This is a genomic window from Streptomyces adelaidensis (assembly GCF_016598475.1).
Classification (GTDB): Bacteria; Actinomycetota; Actinomycetes; order Streptomycetales; family Streptomycetaceae; genus Streptomyces; species Streptomyces adelaidensis.
Map to the genome: position 1 here is coordinate 164,537 of NZ_JAEMUX010000001.1, position 18,847 is coordinate 183,383.

The 18,847-nt window shown below is 73.0% G+C and carries 16 protein-coding genes and 2 pseudogenes; 9 read left to right on the forward strand and 9 right to left on the reverse strand.

The window, feature by feature from the left end; translation table 11 throughout:
* Positions 1 to 30 precede the first annotated feature (30 nt).
* Positions 31 to 797 (reverse strand): annotated as a pseudogene (locus I8N67_RS00770) (glycerophosphodiester phosphodiesterase family protein).
* Complete coding sequence (gene yczE / locus I8N67_RS00775; RefSeq protein WP_234044716.1) at positions 794 to 1,429, reverse strand: membrane protein YczE; 636 nt, start codon at positions 1,427 to 1,429, stop codon at positions 794 to 796. The pseudogene I8N67_RS00770 and the gene yczE overlap by 4 nt, the downstream one beginning before the upstream one ends.
* 196 nt (positions 1,430 to 1,625) lie before the next feature.
* Between yczE and I8N67_RS00780 the strand changes: the two genes are divergently transcribed.
* Positions 1,626 to 3,125, forward strand: coding sequence for an SCO1417 family PLP biosynthesis transcription factor (locus tag I8N67_RS00780; RefSeq protein WP_200300576.1), 1,500 nt, complete (start codon positions 1,626 to 1,628; stop codon positions 3,123 to 3,125).
* A gap of 149 nt (positions 3,126 to 3,274) precedes the next feature.
* On the opposite strand, the gene I8N67_RS00785 is transcribed toward I8N67_RS00780, so the two are convergent.
* Together I8N67_RS00785 and I8N67_RS00790 are read right to left on the reverse strand one after the other, a co-directional pair.
* The gene (locus I8N67_RS00785; RefSeq protein ID WP_200300577.1) at positions 3,275 to 4,831 is read right to left on the reverse strand and encodes an ATP-binding protein; all 1,557 of its coding nucleotides are present in this window, start codon (positions 4,829 to 4,831) and stop codon (positions 3,275 to 3,277) included.
* A gap of 37 nt (positions 4,832 to 4,868) precedes the next feature.
* On the reverse strand, positions 4,869 to 5,063 hold the full coding sequence (locus tag I8N67_RS00790; RefSeq protein WP_055540730.1) for a hypothetical protein: 195 nt from the start codon (positions 5,061 to 5,063) through the stop codon (positions 4,869 to 4,871).
* Between the two features lie 317 nt (positions 5,064 to 5,380).
* Here I8N67_RS00790 and I8N67_RS00795 point away from each other — a divergent pair, with 317 nt between their 5' ends.
* The 5 genes and pseudogenes from I8N67_RS00795 (at position 5,381) to I8N67_RS44470 (ending at position 10,445) form a co-directional block, all read left to right on the forward strand.
* The gene (locus I8N67_RS00795; RefSeq protein ID WP_200300578.1) at positions 5,381 to 5,773 is read left to right on the forward strand and encodes an ankyrin repeat domain-containing protein; all 393 of its coding nucleotides are present in this window, start codon (positions 5,381 to 5,383) and stop codon (positions 5,771 to 5,773) included.
* A 303-nt stretch (positions 5,774 to 6,076) separates the two neighbouring features.
* On the forward strand, positions 6,077 to 7,495 hold the full coding sequence (locus I8N67_RS00800) for a HEAT repeat domain-containing protein (RefSeq protein ID WP_200300579.1): 1,419 nt from the start codon (positions 6,077 to 6,079) through the stop codon (positions 7,493 to 7,495).
* Positions 7,496 to 7,634: 139 nt separating this feature from the next.
* Entirely contained in the window at positions 7,635 to 8,765 is a 1,131-nt protein-coding gene (locus tag I8N67_RS00805; RefSeq protein ID WP_200300580.1) for a glycosyltransferase family 4 protein, read from the forward strand.
* Positions 8,762 to 9,921 (forward strand): annotated as a pseudogene (locus I8N67_RS00810) (glycosyltransferase). The gene I8N67_RS00805 and the pseudogene I8N67_RS00810 overlap by 4 nt, the downstream one beginning before the upstream one ends.
* Before the next feature lie 128 nt (positions 9,922 to 10,049).
* Positions 10,050 to 10,445: an SGNH/GDSL hydrolase family protein gene (locus I8N67_RS44470; protein WP_372443600.1), complete on the forward strand. Its 396-nt coding sequence runs from the start codon at positions 10,050 to 10,052 to the stop codon at positions 10,443 to 10,445.
* A gap of 344 nt (positions 10,446 to 10,789) precedes the next feature.
* Here the strand turns inward: I8N67_RS44470 and I8N67_RS00820 are convergent, their stop codons facing one another.
* The 5 genes from I8N67_RS00820 to I8N67_RS00840 all read right to left on the reverse strand — a co-directional run bounded on the left by I8N67_RS00820 (position 10,790) and on the right by I8N67_RS00840 (position 15,256).
* Complete coding sequence (locus tag I8N67_RS00820) at positions 10,790 to 11,662, reverse strand: 5-oxoprolinase subunit C family protein (protein WP_200300582.1); 873 nt, start codon at positions 11,660 to 11,662, stop codon at positions 10,790 to 10,792.
* Complete coding sequence (locus I8N67_RS00825) at positions 11,659 to 12,270, reverse strand: 5-oxoprolinase subunit B family protein (protein ID WP_200300583.1); 612 nt, start codon at positions 12,268 to 12,270, stop codon at positions 11,659 to 11,661. The genes I8N67_RS00820 and I8N67_RS00825 overlap by 4 nt, the downstream gene beginning before the upstream one ends.
* Positions 12,267 to 13,025 carry a LamB/YcsF family protein gene (locus tag I8N67_RS00830; protein ID WP_200300584.1) on the reverse strand — a complete coding sequence of 253 codons (759 nt, stop codon included), beginning with the start codon at positions 13,023 to 13,025 and terminating at the stop codon, positions 12,267 to 12,269. Before I8N67_RS00830 ends, I8N67_RS00825 begins: the two co-directional genes overlap by 4 nt.
* 87 nt (positions 13,026 to 13,112) lie before the next feature.
* Positions 13,113 to 13,940 carry a putative hydro-lyase gene (locus I8N67_RS00835; RefSeq protein ID WP_200300585.1) on the reverse strand — a complete coding sequence of 276 codons (828 nt, stop codon included), beginning with the start codon at positions 13,938 to 13,940 and terminating at the stop codon, positions 13,113 to 13,115.
* A complete protein-coding gene (locus tag I8N67_RS00840) occupies positions 13,937 to 15,256 on the reverse strand; it encodes an MFS transporter (protein ID WP_200300586.1) in 1,320 nt (439 codons plus the stop codon). Before I8N67_RS00840 ends, I8N67_RS00835 begins: the two co-directional genes overlap by 4 nt.
* 216 nt (positions 15,257 to 15,472) lie before the next feature.
* On the opposite strand from I8N67_RS00840, the gene I8N67_RS00845 reads away from it, so the two are divergent.
* From I8N67_RS00845 to I8N67_RS00855, 3 genes are all read left to right on the forward strand, one after another.
* Positions 15,473 to 16,171, forward strand: a complete 699-nt coding sequence (locus I8N67_RS00845) for a GntR family transcriptional regulator (RefSeq protein WP_200300587.1) — start codon at positions 15,473 to 15,475, stop codon at positions 16,169 to 16,171.
* A gap of 98 nt (positions 16,172 to 16,269) precedes the next feature.
* A complete protein-coding gene (locus tag I8N67_RS00850; protein WP_200300588.1) occupies positions 16,270 to 17,793 on the forward strand; it encodes a hypothetical protein in 1,524 nt (507 codons plus the stop codon).
* Positions 17,794 to 17,914: 121 nt separating this feature from the next.
* Positions 17,915 to 18,793, forward strand: a complete 879-nt coding sequence (locus I8N67_RS00855; RefSeq protein ID WP_200300589.1) for a hypothetical protein — start codon at positions 17,915 to 17,917, stop codon at positions 18,791 to 18,793.
* Positions 18,794 to 18,847: the final 54 nt, after the last annotated feature.

Consider the following 18,847-nt stretch of genomic DNA (forward strand, 5'->3'; position numbering starts at 1 on the left):
GCTTCCCCGTGAAACGGGCCGCACGAGGCGTCAGACCCAGGTCCCCCGGTCCTCAAGCACCTTGCGCAGCGTGTCGATGTGATCGGTCATGATGCCATCGACGCCCAGGTCCAGGAGCCGGTGCATACGTTGCGGTTCGTTCACGGTCCACACATGGACATGGAGCCCGTGCGCGTGGGCGGCGCGCACGAACTGATGGTCTGCCACCGGCACTCCGGACTGCGACTCCGGCACCTGCGCGGCGATCGCCGAACGACGCAGCCTCGCCGGGACGCCCACGACCGCAGCCGCAGCCCCAGGACGCCGCTCGTGCCGTACGAGGTGGCCAGGCGGGGGCCGGCGAGGCGCTGGGCACGGGCGACCCGGGGCTCGGAGAAGGAGCCGACACAGACGCGGTCCCAGGAGTCGGTGCGGGCGATCAGATTGAGGAGGGGGTGGAGTGCGGGCTCCGCCTTGATGTCGATGTTCCAGCGGACCTCGGGGAAGGTTTCGAGGAGTTCCTCGAAGAGGGGGACCGGTTCGACACCCGCCACGCGCGCGTGCCGTACGTCCTTCCACGGCAGGTCCGCTATCCGGCCCGCCCCGTCGGTCATCCGGTCCAGGGTCGCGTCGTGGAAGGCGACGAGCTTGCCGTCGAGCGTGGCGTGCACATCGGTCTCGATGTAGCGGTACCCCGACTCCACGGCCCGCCGGAACTGGGCCATGGTGTTCTCCATGCCGTCCGCCGCGCCGCCCCGGTGGGCGAAGGCGATCGGGCCCGGATGGTCGAGGTACGGGTGGCGTATGGGCGCGGTCACCCGGGCAGTATGACGCGCTCCGGTGGACCGGTGGCAACGACCGTGCTGCCGTCGGATGCCGTGGGGGCGGCGAACCTTCGCAGGAAGAACTGGGCGAGCGGGCCGATGGAAACGGCGTAGAGCAGGGTGCCCACGCCGACCGTGCCGCCGAGGGCGAAGCCGGTCGCCAGCACCGCCACCTCCACGGCCGTCCGCATCAGCCGGACCGAGCGGCCGGTACGCCGGTGCAGTCCCGTCATCAGGCCGTCGCGCGGGCCGGGACCGAACCGGGCCGCGATGTAGAGGCCCGTCGCCGCGCCGTTGAGCACGATCCCCGCGACGAGCAGCGGAATCCGTACGGCCAGGGTGTGCGCCTGCGGCACCACCGCCAGGGTGGCGTCCATCGCGATGCCGACCACGAAGACGTTGGAGACCGTGCCGAGACCCGGGCGCTGGCGGAGCGGGATCCACAGGAGCAGCACGAGGGCGCCCACGACGATCGACACCATGCCGATGGTCAGCCCGGTCAGCTCCGCCAGCCCCTGGTGCAGCACGTTCCAGGGCTCCAGACCGAGGCCCGCCTGCACGAGGAGCGCGCAGCTGGCGCCGTAGAGCGCGAGGCCGGTGTAGAGCTGGATCAGGCGGCGGCTCAGATGGCGCTGTGGCTGGTGCTGCTGTGACTCATGAGACTTCCGAGTCTTGTGCGGCTCCTGTGGCTTGTGTGCCTCATGCGGCTCGCGCTCTGTGCGCACGGGGTCCCCCGGTGGTGTTGGTGGCCTGACGCATGACACTCTGTGGCTTGGGAAGTGAAGCCATCCATGGCCAATTCGGAGAAGGTGGACTGGAATCATGGCGCAGTGGACTTCGGCGGTCGGCGCGGCGCAGCTCGCGCGGCTGCTCACCTCGCAGCAGGAGCGCCCCGCCGGGCCCGGCACCCGCCGCCCGCCCGCCTACCGCGCGCTCGCCGACGGGATCCGGTTGCTGGTCCTGGAGGGCCGTGTGCCCGTGGCCGCCCGGCTGCCCGCCGAGCGCGAATTGGCGCTGTCCCTGTCCGTCAGCCGTACGACCGTCGCGGCGGCGTACGAGGCGCTGCGCACGGAGGGCTTCCTTGAGTCCCGGCGGGGTGCGGGCAGCTGGACCGCCGTACCGGCCGGGAAGCCGCTGCCCGCGCGCGGACTGGAACCGCTGCCGCCCGAGGCGCTCGGCTCGATGATCGACCTGGGCTGCGCGGCCCTGCCGGCGCCCGAGCCCTGGCTCACCCGGGCCGTGCAGGGCGCGCTCGAGGAGCTGCCGCCGTACGCCCACACGCACGGCGACTATCCGGCCGGGCTGCCCGCGCTCCGCGCCATGCTCGCCGACCGCTACACCGCGCGCGGCATCCCGACCATGCCCGAGCAGATCATGGTGACGACGGGGGCGATGGGGGCCATGGACGCCATCTGTCACCTCTTCGCGGGGCGCGGCGAGCGGATCGCGGTGGAGTCGCCGTCGTACGCCAACATCCTTCAGCTGATGCGGGAGGCGGGGGCCCGGCTGGTGCCGGTCGCCATGGCCGACGGGCTCGCCGGGTGGGACATGGACCGCTGGCGGCAGGTCCTGCGGGACGCGGCTCCGCGGCTCGCGTACGTCGTCGCCGACTTCCACAATCCGACCGGCGCGCTCGCCGGCGACGACCAGCGGCGGGGGCTCGTCGACGCGGCTCGGGCCGCCGGGACGGTGCTTGTCGCCGACGAGACCATGAGCGAGCTGCACCTCGACGCCGATGTGGAGATGCCCCGGCCCGTCTGCGCGTTCGATCCGGCCGGGTCCACGGTGATCACGGTCGGTTCGGCGAGCAAGGCGTTCTGGGCGGGCATGCGGATCGGGTGGGTGCGGGCCGCGCCCGAGGTGATCCGGAGCCTCGTCGCGGCGCGGGCGTACGCCGATCTGGGGACGCCGGTGCTGGAGCAGCTGGCCGTGAACTGGCTGATGAGTACGGGGGGTTGGGAGCACGCCGTCGATATCCGGCGCGACCAGGCCCGCGAGAACCGCGACGCGCTCGTCGCCGCGGTGCGCCGCGAGCTGCCCGACTGGGAGTTCTCGGCGCCCCGGGGTGGGCTGACCCTGTGGGTCAGGACCGGGGGGCTGTCGGGGTCGCGGCTCGCGGAGGTGGGAGAGCGGGTGGGGGTCCGGGTGCCCTCGGGCCCGCGGTTCGGTGTCGACGGCGCTTTCGAGGGGTATGTGCGGCTGCCGTTCACCGTGGGCGGAGCGGTCGCCGACGAGGCGGCCGCCCGGTTGGCCGCGGCGGCTCGACTCGTGCGCAGCGGGGCGTCGGGCGGGAGCGAGGGGCCGCGGACGTTCGTGGCGTGAGGGCTCGGTGGGGCTTGCCGGGCGCCCGGCGGCTCGGCTGAGTGCGGGGCCTCGGCGGGGAGCGGCCGGAGTCGCGGGCGGTGGCGAGATGTCCGGTGCCCCTTGCCGGCGCGCTCTCACTGACGAGTCCGGCCGGGGCGCGGCCCGGTCTAGCTTTCGGCCACCGCCGCCTTCGTCGTGATCGCGTCCGCCGGGGTCGTGCGGGGTGGGAGGAGGGCCAGGACCGCCTGGCGGTGGGGGTCGTTCGGGGTGTCGTCGTCGTAGGGGTCCGGGGTGGCGGGGACCTGGAGGCGGAGGACGGCGGCGGGGCCGAGGCGGGCGTAGCCGCGGCCCGGCGGGGCGTCCGGGGTGGGGATGGTGGGGGGTGGGGCGCCCAGGACCGATTCCGCTTGCCGGGGGGAGGCGGGGCCCAGGACCACGCGGGCGCGGGTGTGCTGGCGTACGGCGTCGGTGAGGGTGTCGAGGTGGTCGAACTGTTCGGTGACCACCACGGTGACATTGGCCGCGCGGCCGTGGCGGAGGGGGACCTGGAGGAGGGACTGCGGGTCGCGCAGGCCGTCGGTCGTGGCGAGGTGGGTCAGCACGCTCGGGCGGTCGAGGAGGAGCCAGAGGGGGCGGGTGATGTCGTCCGGCGGGGGATGGCCGGCCTGGCGGGCGCGGTTCGTGGCGATCAGCCGGCGTTCCGTCTCCTGGGACGCCCACTCGAGACTCGCGAGGGCCCCGGAGAGGCCGCACTCCACGGCCAGGACGCCGTCGCGGCCGCTCAGGCAGGCGTACTCCCCGCTGCCACCGCCCTCGATGATGACGACGTCGCCGTGCTGGAGGGCCTGGAGGGCGATCGAGCGCAGGAGGGTGGTCGTGCCGCTGCCGGGTTCGCCCACGGCCAGCAGATGGGGTTCGGTGGAACGGACGCCGGTGCGCCAGACGACCGGCGGGACATCGCGTCGCTCCTCTCCGGAGGCGAGGGGGAGCGTGCGCTGGACGTGGGTGGCGTCGGTGAAGCCGAGGACCGTCTCGCCCGGCGCCGTCACGAACCGCTGGGCGGCGATGTCGGTGGCGAGCGGGGACAGGACGGTGACGGTGAGTTCGTTGCCCTCCTCGTCCCAGCCGAAGCGGTACTCGCGTCCGCGGCCGGCCTTGGTGTGCAGCAACTGCTCGATGCGCGCGCGGGCGTCGGGCTCGCCGTCCGTGAAGTACGCCGGGTAGCGGACCAGCAGATGGCAGACCCGGCCGGTGGCGTCGAACGCGTAGGTGGGGAAGGCCTTGTCCCAGGCGCCGCCGTGGGAATAGAGCGGCTCCGGGTCCTCGGCGGCCGAGAAGTAGGGGACCAGGGCTTCGTACAGGGACCGCAGACGCAGGCTCTGGGACTCGTCGGGGCGGGCGGACTCCCGGGCGCCGCCGTCGCGGCCCGCCCAGGCTGCCGCCGCCATCACCACGATGACGGCGAGCAGCGGGCCGTACGGCACCAGGGTCACGACCAGGACGACCGAGGCCGCCAGAAAGAGCAGCGAACCGCGCCGGTCCTTCGGGGTCTCGGCCCATCTGCGCCGCCCGGCGGCGACCAGCCGGCGCAGTCCACGCGTGATCGTGATCAACGGGTGGAGGACGTCGGTGGCGCCGTCGGCCGCCGTGCGGGCCAGCTCCCGGCTCCTGGCGAGTTGCGCGCTGCCGCTGCTCAGAATGCGAGGGAGGGGGACCCGGGCCACGGCTGTCTCCTGGGGGTGCGTGCGGATGGGGACGGGGTCAGAACTTGATCCCCCCGAGGAGGCTCGCGAGGCTCTCGCCGCCGGCTGTGATGCTCGGGGCGATGCCCGTGCTCGCGAGGTAGAAGCCGAACAGTGTGACGACGATGGCGTGCGAGGCCTTGAGGCCGTCCTTGCGGAAGAAGAGGAAGACGATGACGCCGAGCAGGACGACGCCTGAGATGTTCAGGATCATTTGGGCTCTCCTGGTAGATGGGGACAGTCACCATGAGTTCTTCCAAGGTCACAGCATGTATCCATACGATAAAAGGTGCAAAAGGGTGAAATTCTTCTGATTTCACCTGAGTGGCCGATTCGCTGTTGGGCCGTCCGGGCTGGGCTGTTGCGCCGCGTGGGACTCGGTGTGATCTTTGCCTCGGCTGTGTCCGCTCATGTGCGCGAGGAGCCAGTACCCTGGCGATTCACTCGTACGGCGGCACCCTTCGCCGTCGTACGCTCCTGATGCACAACTGCTCATAGCTCGAAGCGCGCAAGTGAGAGGTGGTCCCGGCGATGAGCGAAGCCCCCGACCCGCAGGTCGTGGAGCTGGCGACCAAGATCTTCGATCTGGCCCGGCGGGGCGAGACCGAGGAGCTCGTGGCGTACGTCGACGCGGGTGTTCCGGCCGACCTCACCAACGACCGCGGCGACTCGCTGGTGATGCTCGCCGCCTATCACGGTCACGCCGACGCGGTACGGGCCCTGCTGGCCCGTGGCGGCGAGGCCGACCGCGTCAACGACAGGGGGCAGACTCCCCTCGCCGGGGCGGTTTTCAAGGGCGAGGAGGGGGTCGTCCGGGTCCTGCTGGAGGGCGGGGCCGACCCGCTCGCCGGCACTCCCAACGCGGTCGACACGGCTCGCATGTTCGGCAGGAACGAGCTGCTCGAACTGTTCGCCGCGCGCTGAACCACAGGTTCTGACCAGGTAAAACACAAAAGACGGGGGAGGCGGAGCGGGGCCGCCGGATATTTCGGTCGCGGCAGGAAGAACCGCCGGGTCATCATGACGTCGTGATTCACGGACATGATGGCTGGGCAGGTGTTGCCGCACCGCGTGGGCCGTGACGCGGTCCACATGGGCCCACCGACGAGAGGCAGAGGAAGATGGTCTACAGCGAGCAAGAGACGGCGGGCGCCCCGACGTGTTGTCACGCGGCCAGGTAGTGCAGGATCCCCGGTTGCGTCGACGCTTGATGTGAGGCTGTTTCCCATGTTCGAACCGGTCATAGCGCCCAGCGGTACGCTGCTCGGCCTGCTGCAGAGGGGCCGCGGCGACGGCACCCTGCACGCGCTCACCGCCCCGCGGGCTGAGGCGCTCGCGGCACTGAACCACTGTGTACTGAGCGACCCCCGCCACGACTGGCAGGTGGAGAACCGCTCCCTGTACTACGCCCGCCTCCACCTCGACCTGGGCGGCGAGCTCGACGAGATCGAACGGCACCTCTTCGACGCCGAGGACGTGCTGGATACCGACGAGTCACGCACCGGCCTGGCCCTCGCGGTCCTCGGGCACCTCGCCTCCTACGGCAGGCGGGACGCGCTCGAACTGCTGCGCGGGTACGCCGCCGTGGGCACCAGCTGGGCCTGGGCCCTGGACGAGCTGGCCCTCAGGGACGACGACGAGGGGCTGCGCGCCCTCGCCGACCCTGTGCTGGCCCGCTTCACCACCGATCCGCAGGGCGAGGCCGAGCTGGCCGCCGTCGTCCGGGACGCCTTCGAGCCCCGGCCCTGGCGGTTGTGGGCCGAGGATCCCCGGGAAGCGATCGCCACGCGCGTGCGCGGCGCCCAGGAAGCCGGCTCCTTCGACCGCTGGCAGCGGCAGATGCGACCCGGCGGGCCCCGGCCGGGATGGAGTGTCAGGGCTGTGTTCGAGTGGGCCCAGCAGGGCATCGAACGCGGCGCCGTCCTCCATGTGCCGGCCGCCCGGTGTCTCACGGCCGTCGCGGGCCCCGAGGACCGGCCGGAGATTCTTCGAGCGGCCCGATCCGGTGACGACGGTGCTCGCTGTACCGCCCTGCACTACGTCGCCGACGGCAACGATCCCGACGCCCTCGACCTGATCGAGGGCGCGGTGACCGACGGGACGACGATGGTCGTGGACGCCGCCGTGGCGGCATTCGAACGGATGTGCAGCGTCGCGGCCGTCGACCGGGCGCGCGGCTGGGTGCACCGGCCCGACGCACTGGGCGCCGCCGCCGGCCGGATGCTCGCCTGCCGGGGCGGAGCCAAGGACAGCGACCTGGTGCTGGGCGCCCTGCGCGAGGCCGTACGGGGCGAAGGGCCCGACGCGCCGACCCTGTGGACCCTCGTCGACGGCACCGGCCGGCTGGGCATCGCCTGCGCCGCCCCCGTCCTGCGCCACATCTACCGCGAGACCGCCTCCTCCCACCTCCGCGGCCGCGCCGCCCGCGCGCTCGCCGCCACCGACCCCTCCTTCCCGGCCGGCTTCGCCGTCGAGTGCCTCTGGGACTGCGAGGAGACCACCCGGGAGATCGCCGCCCGGCACGCCGAGACCGGTGATGCGCGAGTCGTCGATCAGCTCCGCAGGCTGGCCGCCGACCCGGCCGAGGAGGCCGAGGTCCAGACAGCCGTACGCAGCCGAATCGGTCCTGACATGCCCGCGGTGTGAACGGCGGGCGACTCGGAAGCCAGGAGGGCGTGGACGCGGCCTGACCTGGACAGGTGCGCAGCGCAACGCTCATGGGACGTTCCACGTCCGGAAAGATCCACGTTGACGCGGCCACGTCCAGCACGACGACAACACGGGTATGCGTGTCGTCATAGTGACCGAGTCCTTTCCCCCCGATGTGAACGGCGTGGCCCACTGCGCGCTGCAGACCGCGCGACACCTTGTCGCACGCGGTCACTCGCCGCTCGTCGTGGCCCCGGCCACCGCCACGGGATCCGGCGCCGGCGCCGACCTCCAGGCGCCGTGCCCCGTCGTCCGCGTCCCGTCCCTTCCGCTCCCGGGCTATCCCCAGGTCCGAGTCGCCCTGCCCAGCCGCCGGGTCGCCGCGGCGATCGTCGAACACCGGGCCGACATCGTCCATCTGGCCAGCCCCTTCATCCTCGGCGTGCGCGGCATGGCGGCGGCCGCCCGCCTCGGCGTCCCCGCCGTCGCCATCTACCAGACCGACCTCGCCGGCTACGCCCGCACCTATGTGCACGCCGGGGAGAGCGCCGCCTGGCGGCGCATCCGCTCCGTGCACGCCGCCGCCGACCGCACCCTCGCCCCGTCCAGCGCCGCCCTGCGCGACCTGGAGGCACACGGGGTGCCCCGGGTGAGCCTGTGGCCCCGAGGCGTCGACACCCTCCGGTTCCGCCCCGACCTGCGCGACGAGGCGCTGCGCCGGGAACTGGCACCGAACGGTGAGCTGATCGTCGGCTACGTCGGCCGCCTCGCCCCCGAGAAGCAGGTCGAACTGCTCGCCGGGGTCTGCGGCCTGCCCGGCGTACGCGTCGTCGTCGTGGGCGACGGGCCCAGCGAACCGGGGCTGCGCGAGGCCCTGCCGGACGCCGTCTTCCTGGGCCGCCGCACCGGCGTCGACCTCGCCCGGATCTTCGCCTCGCTGGACGTCTTCGCCCACACCGGCCCGTTCGAGACGTTCTGCCAGACCGTGCAGGAGGCCATGGCGAGCGGCGTGCCCGTCGTGGCGCCCGCCGCCGGGGGCCCGCTGGACCTCGTGGCCCACGGACGCACGGGGCTGCTCGTCCCGCCGCGCGACGCGGCCGCCGTACGCGACGCCGTGTGGTCGCTGGCCGCCGATCCGGGGCTGCGGACCGCGTACGGGGCCGCCGGACGGGCCATGGTCGAGGGGCGCACCTGGGCGGCCGTCGGCGATCAGCTCATCGGGCACTACGCCGATGTGCTGGCGGCGCGGACGGTGGTGGCGGCATGAGCGGGACCGCTGCTCAGAGGCTGCGGATCGTACGGCTCGCCAACTTCGTCGCACCCTCCTCCGGCGGGCTGCGGACCGCGTTGCGGGAGCTGGGCAAGGGGTTCGAGGCGGCCGGGCACGAGGCCGTGCTCGTCGTGCCCGGTGAGCGCCGCACCGAGCGCGACACCGAACAGGGGCGGGTCATCACGCTGCCCGGACCGCTGCTGCCGGGGACCGGCGGCTATCGCGTCCTCACGGACAAGCGGCGCGTGGCGGCCCTCCTGGAGTCGCTGGAGCCCGACCGACTGGAGGTCTCCGACCGGACCACCCTGCGCTGGACCGGCGCGTGGGCCCGGCGGGCCAGGGTGCGCGCGGTGATGGTCTCGCACGAGACCGCCGACGGTGTGCTGCGGACCTGGGGACTCTCCGAGCGGATGGCTCGCCGGACGTCCGACGCCCTCAACGTCCGTACGGCCCACACCTACTCGCGGGTGGTGTGCACGACCGAGTTCGCCGAACGGGAGTTCGTGCGGATCGGCGCCCGGAACGTCGTCCGGGCCCCGCTGGGCGTCGACCTGGTGGGACGGCACCCCGCGCTGCGTGATCCGGGGCTGCGCGAGCGCCACGCGCGCGTGGACGACGTTCTGCTGGTGATGTGCTCCCGGCTGTCGGTCGAGAAGCGGCCCGGAACCGCCCTCGACGCCCTGGAGGCCCTGGTGCGGCGCGGACGGCGCGCCGTGCTGGTGGTCGCCGGGGACGGGCCGCTGCGCGGCAGGCTCGAACAGCGGGCGAAGGGGCTGCCGGTGACCTTTCTGGGCCATGTCGGCGACCGGGACGCGCTGGGCGCTCTCCAGGCTTCCGCAGATGTGGCCTTGGCCCCCGGACCTGCTGAAACGTTCGGACTCGCCGCGCTGGAGGCGATGGCCTGCGGTACGCCCGTGGTGGCCAGTTCCTCGTCCGCCCTGCCGGAGGTGATCGGGTCGGCCGGGGCCACGGCGGCGGACAACGGGGAGTCCTTCGCGGACGCCGTCGAACACCTCCTGGCCGCCCCGAGCGGGAGCGCCGGGACGCGGCACGCGCGCGTGCCGAGTGCTTCGGCTGGCAGACGGCGGTGGACGCGTTCCTCGCCGCGCACGACGCGACCGTCGGGTGCCCGGTGAGGGAGGGCGTCGGATGAGACCCCTGCGGTTCGTGGCCCTCGGTGACTCCCTCACCGAGGGCGTGGGCGACCCCGTCCCCGGCGGCCGGCGGGGCTGAGCCGCGCTGCTCGCCGACGGGTTCGGGCCCGCCGTCGACTTCACCAACCTGGCCGTCAGCGGATCGCGGACCCGTGACCTGCTGGACCGGCAGCTGTCCGCCGCGCTCGCGCTCCGCCCGGACATCGCCTCCGTCGTCATCGGCGTCAACGACACCCTGCGCCGCACCTTCGACATCCACGCCGTCGCCGCCCGCCTCGACCAGGTCTACGGGGGCGTTCCGGGAGCAGGGCGCGGTGCTGCTCACCGTGTGCCTGTCCGACCCCGGGACGATGCTCGGCCTGCCCGGGGCGTTCGCCAGGCCGCTCGCCCGGCGGCAGCGCGCCGTCAACACCGTCGTGCACGCCCTGTCCGAGCGTCACGGGGCCGTCCATCTGCACGCCTCGGAAGGGGCCTGGCTGACGGACCGCGCGATGTGGAGCGCGGACCGGCTGCACCCCGGTGAGCGGGGGCACCGGCAGCTCGCGGTCCGCCTCCACGCCCTGCTCACGGAGGCGGGCCTCGCGACGGGCCCCGGCCCTTCCCCCGAGCCCGACGGCGCGGCGCCCACCCGCGGCGCCGCAGTGTGGTGGCTGGCCACCGCAGGGACGGGCTGGGTGGCCCGGCGGTGCACCGACCTGCTGCCCCAGCTCCTCACGCTCGCCGCCGAGGCCCGCCACCGGGCCCGTGGCACCAGCTCCCGGCTGGACCTGTCCGCCTCCCACGCGGTGGCGTCGGCCCTGGCGGCGCTGTCCGTGCCGGACCGGCGGCCGGTGGCGTGAGGCGGCCCCGGACAGTCGGTGCCACAGGTCAGCGCCGGTGTCGTACGGCGACGAACCGCACCGGGGTGCCCGGCGCGGCCTGGGCCGCGCCGGGCAGGTCCGCCGGGTGGACCACCGCGACCACCGGATAGCCCCCGGTGGTCGGATGGTCGGCGAGGAAGACGACCGGGCGGCCGTCCGGCGGCACCTGGACGGCGCCCAGCACCATTCCCTCACTGGGGAGCTCACCCGCCCGGGAACGCTCCAGGGCGGGCCCCTCGGTGCGCAGCCCGATGCGGTTGCTCGCCGAGGAGACGGCGTAGGGGCGCGTGGTGAAAGTGCGCAGCGCCGCGTCCGTGAACCAGTCGTGGCGCGGGCCCAGCGTGATGCGCAGGACGAGTTCCAAGGGCGGCGCCGGGTGCGGGACCACGTCCACGCGTGCGTGGAACCCCGGCGGGCGTCCGAGCGGGAGCACGGTGCCGTCCGTCAGCGGTGGAGGGCCGAGGCCCGACAGCAGATCGGTGGAGCGGCTGCCGAGCACCGGCTCCACGGCCACACCGCCGGCGACGGCGAGATACCCGCGTACGCCGGCACGGGCCGCCCCGATGTCCAGCAACGCCCCGCCGGGGACCCGTACGGCCGCTCCCCAGGCCACCGGGCGGCCGTCCACGGTGACGGGACAGGGGGCGCCGCCGACGGCCATGGTGACCGTCGAGCGGGGCCGTACGGAGCAGCCGTTGAGGGTGGTCTCCAGGACGGCCGCGTCCGGGGGGTTGCCCACCAGGCGGTTCACCAGGGCGGCGGCGGGCGCGTCCAGGGCACCCGAGCGGGGCACGCCGAGGTGGGCGTGGCCGGGGCGGCCCCGGTCCTGGACGGTGGTCAGGGCACCGGCCCGGACGACGGCGAGGGCGCGGTCGCTCACGGCGCCGCCACGGGAAAGAAGCGGACCCGGGTACCCGGCGCCAGCAGAGCGGCCGGCACGCGCGTGTGGTCCCACAGCACGATGTCCGTGGTACCGATCAGCTGCCAGCCGCCGGGGGAGGAGCGCGGGTACACGCCGGTGTACGGGCCGGCCAGGGCGACCGACCCCGCCGGGACGGCCGTACGCGGGGTCGCCCGGCGCGGGACCTCGCGGGGCAGCCCGGTGAGGTAACCGAAGCCGGGCGCGAAGCCGCAGAAGGCCACCCGGAACTCGGCCGCCGCGTGGATGCGGGCCACCTCGGTCTCGTCGACCCCCCAGTGGGCGGCGACGTCCGCCAGGTCGGGGCCGTCATACCGGACGGGGATCTCGACCACGTCCTGAGCGCGCGGAGGAACGGGCGGCACCTCCCAGGAGGCGAGGCGCCCGGTGAGGAGGGACGGGTCGTCGAGGCCGTCCAGGAGGACCGTACCGGCGGCCGGGACGATCTCGGCCACCGCCAGGTCGCCCGTCGCTCGACGGCGCAGCAGCTCGGCGTGCAGGGCCTCGGCCTCCTCGCCGGTGCCCACCTCGATCAGCAGCGCGCGGTCCCCGACCGGCAGCACCCTCATACGAACGCCTCCACACGGACCCCCGACGCCGCCAGCTCCGCCCGTACCCGCCGGGCCAGCTCCACCGCGCCCGGCGTGTCGCCGTGCAGGCAGAGGGAGCGGGCCCGGACGGCGACGCGCTCCCCGGAGCGGGAGACGACCGAGCCGGCCAGGGCCAGACCGACGGACCGCTCGACCACGCTGTCCGCGTCCGTGATCACGGCACCGTCCTGCCCGCGCGGCACCAGGGTGCCCTGGTCGGTGTACGCGCGGTCCGCGAACGCCTCGGTGACGGCGGGCAGCCCGGCCCCCTCGGCCACCTTGAGGAAGCGCGAGCCGGGCAGGCCGAGGACGGGCAGCGAGGCGTCGGCGAGGAGCACCCCGTCGACCACCGCCGCCGCCTGTTCCTCGTCGTGCACGACACGGTTGTAGAGCGCGCCGTGCGGCTTCACGTACGACACGCGCGTGCCGGCCGCGCGTGCGAAGACCTCCAGGGCGCCGATCTGGTACGCCACCTCGGCCGCCAGTTCGGTGGACGGCACGTCCATCGCGCGCCGCCCGAAGCCCGCCAGGTCGCGGTAGGAGACCTGGGCGCCGACCCGTACACCGCGCTCGGCCGCCGATTCGCAGACCCGGCGCATGGTGGCCGCGTCCCCCGCGTGGAAGCCGCAGGCCACGTTGGCGCTGGTGACGACGGACAGCAGCTGCTCGTCGTCGGTCAGCCGCCAGCGGCCGAAGCCCTCGCCGAGATCGGCGTTGAGATCGATGGAGATCATGGTTCCTATTCTCCTGGATGTCCCATGGGTGTTTCCACCCGTTGTGTCCGCTGACGTGCCGCCGGCCGGCTGCCGTCGACGTGCCCGTCAGAGCACGCGGTACCGCTCGTCGCGGGCGTCGGTCAGGAACATCTGGCCCGGTGCGTGGGTGATCGCGAACGGCGGCCGTGAGGCCATCACCGCGGCCTGGGGTGTCACCCCGCAGGCCCAGAACACCGGGATGTCGTCCGGCTCGGCGTCCACCGGATCGCCGAAGTCCGGGCGGGACAGGTCCGCGATGCCGAGGCCCGCCGCCTCACCGCAGTGCACCGGGCCGCCGTGCACGGCCGGGAGCAGGCTGCTCTCCCGGATCGCGGCGGCCAGGTGCTCGGGCGGCACCGGGCGCATCGACACCACCATCGGACCGCGCACCCGCCCGGCGGGGCGGCACTGGCGGCCGGTGACGTACATGGAGACGTTGCGGCCCTGCTCGATGTGGCGCATCGGGACGCCCGCCTCGGTGAGCGCCCACTCGAAGGTGAAGCTGCACCCGATCAGGAACGACACCAGGTCCTCCCGCCAGACGTCGACCACGTCCGTCGGCTCGGCCACCAACTCGCCGTGCTCCCAGACCCGGTAGCGCGGCAGATCGGTCCGCAGGTCCGCGCCCTGAGCGAGCGGAGTCGTCCACGCACCGGCGTCCGTGACGTCGAGCACAGGACACGGCTTGGGGTTGCGCTGGCAGAACAGCAGCATGTCGTACGCCCAGTCGGCGGGCACCGAGATCAGGTTCGCCTGGGTGTGCCCGGCCGCGACCCCGGCGGTGGGACCCGAGACGCCGGAACGGAACCGGGCGCGCGCCTCGTCGGGGGTCCACGCGTGCGCGTGCGGGTCGACGAGGGTCAGGGGGCGGTCGTGAGCGGTCGCGTGATTCACACGAGTTCCTTTCCACGAGTCTCCGGAAGTCCGAGCAGCGCCACCGCCGCCAGGCCGTAGCCGATCGCGCCGAAGACCAGCGCGCCGCCCACGCCCCAGCTGTCGGCCAGGAAACCGACCGTGGTGGGGAAGATGGCGCCCACCGCGCGCCCGGTGTTGTACGTGAAGCCCTGCCCGGTGCCCCGGACGGCGGCCGGGTACAGCTCGCTGAGGAACGAGCCGAAGCCGCTGAAGATCGCCGACATGCAGAACCCGAGCGGGAAACCGAGCACCAGGAGGAGGGTGTCGGCGCCACTGGGAATGTTCGCGTACGCCAGGATGCACAGCGCCGAGAGGACCGCGAAGAGCCAGATGTTCCGCCGACGGCCCAGCCGGTCGGTGAGATAGCCGCCGGTGAGGTAGCCGATGAAGGCCCCGGAGATCAGGAACGTGAGGTAGCCGCCGGTTCCGACGACCGACAGACCGCGCTCCGTCTTCAGATACGTGGGTACCCAGGTCGCCAGCGTGTAGTAGCCGCCCTGGACACCGGTGGAGAGCAGCACTGCGAAGACCGTGGTGCGCAGCAGACCGGGAGCCGTGGCCGTACCCCGGCGGAAGATCGCGGCGAACGAGCCCTTCTCGGCGCTCTTCTCACGCGCGGCCGCCGCCTCCGGAGCGTCCTCGACCGAGCGGCGCACCCAGATGACGAGCAGTGCGGGCAGCGCACCGGTCCAGAACATCACGCGCCAGGCGAGGTCGTCGTCGAGGAAGGAGAAGACCGTCGTGTAGACGATCACGGCCAGTCCCCAGCCGACGGCCCAGGAGCTCTGGACCGCGCCGAGCGTACGCCCCCGGTGCTTGGCACTCGCGTACTCGGCGACCAGGATCGCGCCGACCGCCCACTCGCCGCCGAAGCCCAGCCCCTGAAGGGCGCGGAAGACCAGCAGGGTCTCGTAGTTGGGCGCGAAGCCGCAGGCCACGGTGAAGACCGCGTAGGTGATCACGGTGATCATCAGTGCCTTCACGCGCCCGATCCGGTCCGCGAGCACCCCCGCGCCGGCGCCGCCGATCGCCGAGACGACCAGGGTGACCGTGGTGAACAGCCCGGTCTGGCCGTTGTCCAGGCCGAAATAGGCCGTGAGCGCGACCATGCTCAGCGGCAGCGTGAAGTAGTCGTACGAGTCGAGCGCATAGCCGCCGAACGCGCCGCCGAAGGCGCGGCGGCCACGCGGGCCGAGGGCGCGCAGCCAGGCGAACGCGCCGTCGTCGGGGGCCGGTTCGCCCGGGCCGGGTTCGGTGGTGGAGGTCGGGGCGGGGGAGGGAGGGGGCGTGCTCATGGGCACCTCGCAATGAGGGACGGGGGAGTGGGTGAGGACTGAGCCGTGCCGTGCCGTGCCGTGCCATGCGGTGGTGCGGTGGTGCGGTGGTGCCGTGCGGGAGCGGCCGGCGCCGGGAGGTGAGCGGAGGCTCCTGTCCAGCAAGGTAGAGGATCGTTGAACGATCCTTCAATACCTGTGTTGTTTCGTTCTCGTATCTGCGGTTGAATTCCGGGCATGGCCGCCGAACTGACCGGACTCGCCGACGACCGGGCCCTCCTCGGGCGCACCAGCACCGCCGAACGGGTCTCGGACATCCTCCGGAGCCGCATCGCCGAGGGCTTCTTCCCGCCAGGCACACGGCTGTCCGAGGACAGCATCGGCGGCGCCCTCGGGGTGTCCCGCAACACCCTCCGCGAGTCGTTCCGCCTGCTCACCCACGAACGGCTCCTCGTGCACGAGCTCAACCGCGGCGTCTTCGTGCGCGTGCTCACCGTCGAGGACGTCGAGGACATCTACCGGACCCGCCGCCTCGTCGAGTGCGCCGTCGTACGCGGGCTCGGAGCGCCGCCGTACGGCCTCGACGGTCTCGCCGAAGCCGTCGCGGAGGGGCAGCGGAAGGCCCGCGAAGGTGACTGGAAAGGCGTGTCCACCGCCAACATCCACTTCCACCGCGAACTCGTCGCCCTCGCCGGCAGCGCCCGCACAGACGAGTTCATGCGCAGCGTCTTCGCCGAACTCCGGCTCGCGTTCCATGTGGTGGACAATCCACGCAAGTTGTACGAGCCCTATCTGGCGCGAAACCTACTGATCCTCCAGACGCTTCAGACGGGCGAGCGCGACAAGGCGGAACAGATGCTGGCCGCGTACCTGGACGACTCGCTTCAGGGTCTGATCGCGGTCTATGGACGAAGGGTGGAGGGCGGCGCCCCGTAAGGGGCGCGGGGCTGCAGAAGTGCCTTGGACCTCCGGCTCTTCCGAGCGGAGCGCGCACGTTTCGCCGGTTGTCAGACCCAGCACCTAGTCTGTGCACCGTGACTTCACCCGCACCGACGGACAGTGTTCCGCCCCAGTTCAGCGCGGGGTCGCGCCCCGCGCCGGGGCCGGCCGCCGACGAGGGACTGGCGCGGCGGCTGCGCGCGCTCGCCTGCACCGCGCCGCTGCACGACCTGGACGCGCGCAAGGCGAACCTCGCGGGCGAGTACTCGGTGTACGGCATGGCCGAGGTCGCCCTCGCCGCCATCGACCTGGTCACACTGAACATGGACTTCGACACGGGCGCGGACCACGACCAGATCGTCGCCCGGCTCATCCCGCGCATCGCCGCCCAGGCCCCTCGGCGGCCCGTCGAGGAGCACGAGCGGGTGGCCCGCTGGGTCCTGGAGAACCTGATCAACGTCGGCAGCGTCGACCGCGGCTTCCGTGCCGTATACGGCACGTTCGCGTCCGACGGCACGTATGTGCGCCGCGACTACGACTTCAAGCTCATCGAGGAGGTCCCCGGCTACGGCGGCGGCGTGTACCTCCGCACGACCGACGAGGCCGTCAACGTCCTTGTCGGTGCCCTCGACACCGACGTCACCAGTGCCCAGATCGCCGCCGAGGTCAAGCTGGAGGTGCTGATCAGCCGGGGCCGGCTCGCCGACGCGCAGCTCGCCGCGGAGCAGGCGCGGTACCGGACCGTGCAGTACTCGGAGACGCTCCGCAGAGCCCTGGACGCCACGCGGCGCAACGTCCGCGCGGTCGACTGGCTCCAGACCGTGCCCGACATGATCGCCGAGGCACTCGACCACGTCGCCGACCGCTACCGCCACGAGAACGCGATCCTCACGAACATCCGCAAGGCCCGCGACGAGTCCGAGGACCCCGAGCAGAAGCGGCGCGCCGCCGAGCTCGTCGACATCGTCAAGGACTGCATCCGGCGCCACACACTGCTTCAGTCCCGGCTGCTGGAGGCCGGACCGCTGTTCCGCGCGGAACAGGACCGGCAGGCCTTCGCCACACCCATGACGACGTCCGGCACAGACCTCTACGGGCATCTGATCGCCCCCCTGCTGCCGCTGCCCGCGGAGCAGGCGCGGCGGGTGACCGACGCGTTCTTCGCCCGCGGGACCGGGCTGCGGACGCCCGGGTCCGTACGGGTGGGGGATCTCGTCGATCTGCTCTTCACACCGCCGGTGGAGCGGGAGCACCTCGGTGCGGAGATGCCGGAGCCGGATCTGATCGCCACGCCCGACGACAGCCGGTTCAGTGAGGAGCAGTTGGGCGCGGCGATGGAGCTGTTGGAGCTGCCCGCGGACGCGCCTCGGCGGTTGTCGGGGCTGTTGGCGGACGCGCGGCGGCTGGATCCCGAACTGCCTTACCTGGTCGCCCTGTTGGCTGTGCACGCGGCGAGTCCGCCGGTCGGTACGGCTTATCGGCAGGGGGAGGAGAAGCTGCTGTTCGCCGTGGACGACGGGACGGAGCTGGACGATCCGGAGTTCGGTGGGGCCGATCTGATCGTGGGGACGGCACTGCTGGACGCGGTCGGGATGGCGGCGGACAGGGAGGCGGCATGAGAGCGCCGTCGAGCTGCCGGTATTTGTTCGTCCGCACCTTGTGTGTGGCTGGTCGCGCAGTTCCCCGCGCCCCTGACGGAGCTGCCCGACCCTCCGTCCATCAGACCAAGGAGTTTTCGCCGTGAGTGAGCACGTCGAGTGGAGTGAGCCGGAAACCGCTGCCCCGCCTGCGGCCGCCGCCCTCACTCCTGCCGACGCCGCTGACGCGGCTCGGCTTGTCGCCTTCGGCCTACAGCCCAAGCTTCAGCCCGCCCGTGACCAGGAGTACGGGGAGTTGCTGCGGCGGTACCGGGAGGACCCGGCGTTCGCGCGGCTGGCCGATGCCGTGGCCGCCGGGCTCGGGCTGGTGGTGCTGGAAGTGTCGCCGCGGGCCGGGATGGCGGTGGCGGCGGCCGAGGACTCCGTGTTCGCCGTGCGGATGGGCGACTACGCGCGACGGACCTCCGCCGACTCGATGGACCGGTTCCTGCACGGACTGGCGCACCTGGCGGTCGCCGCGATGGCGTTTCCGCGCCCGGAGGATCTCGCGGACGACGGGTACATCGGGCGCGTCTCGGTCAACGGGGTCGACGCCTTCGTACGGCAGGCCTGCCGGCGGCTGGAGGAGCGGGCCGAGGCGCAGGGGGAGAACACCGACCCGGCGAGCGACGCGCCGGGCCTGGAGGCGGCCTGGCGGATCTGGGCGAGACGCAGTTCCACCGGAGCCACCAAGGACGCCCGCCGCCTCGCGGGGTCGACCACCGGCATCATCGGCAAGGCGGTCGGCTTCCTGACCGACTCGGGATTCCTCCAGCGCACGGGCGACGACAACGGCGGCACATACCGGACGACGGCTCGTTACCAGCTCCAGGTCCGGGACATGGCGGGCAGTGCCGCCATGGCCGAGCTGCTGGAACTGGGCGTCGTCCCCGTCACCGACGGCACGGCCACACTGCTGCCCGCCGATGACACCGACGATCTGGAGCTGGTGGCCGACGCCGGGCTGCCGTTCCACTCCTGACCCCACAGACCACCGTACGAACGCACCGCAGGACCGCAGGACCGCAGGCCGCAA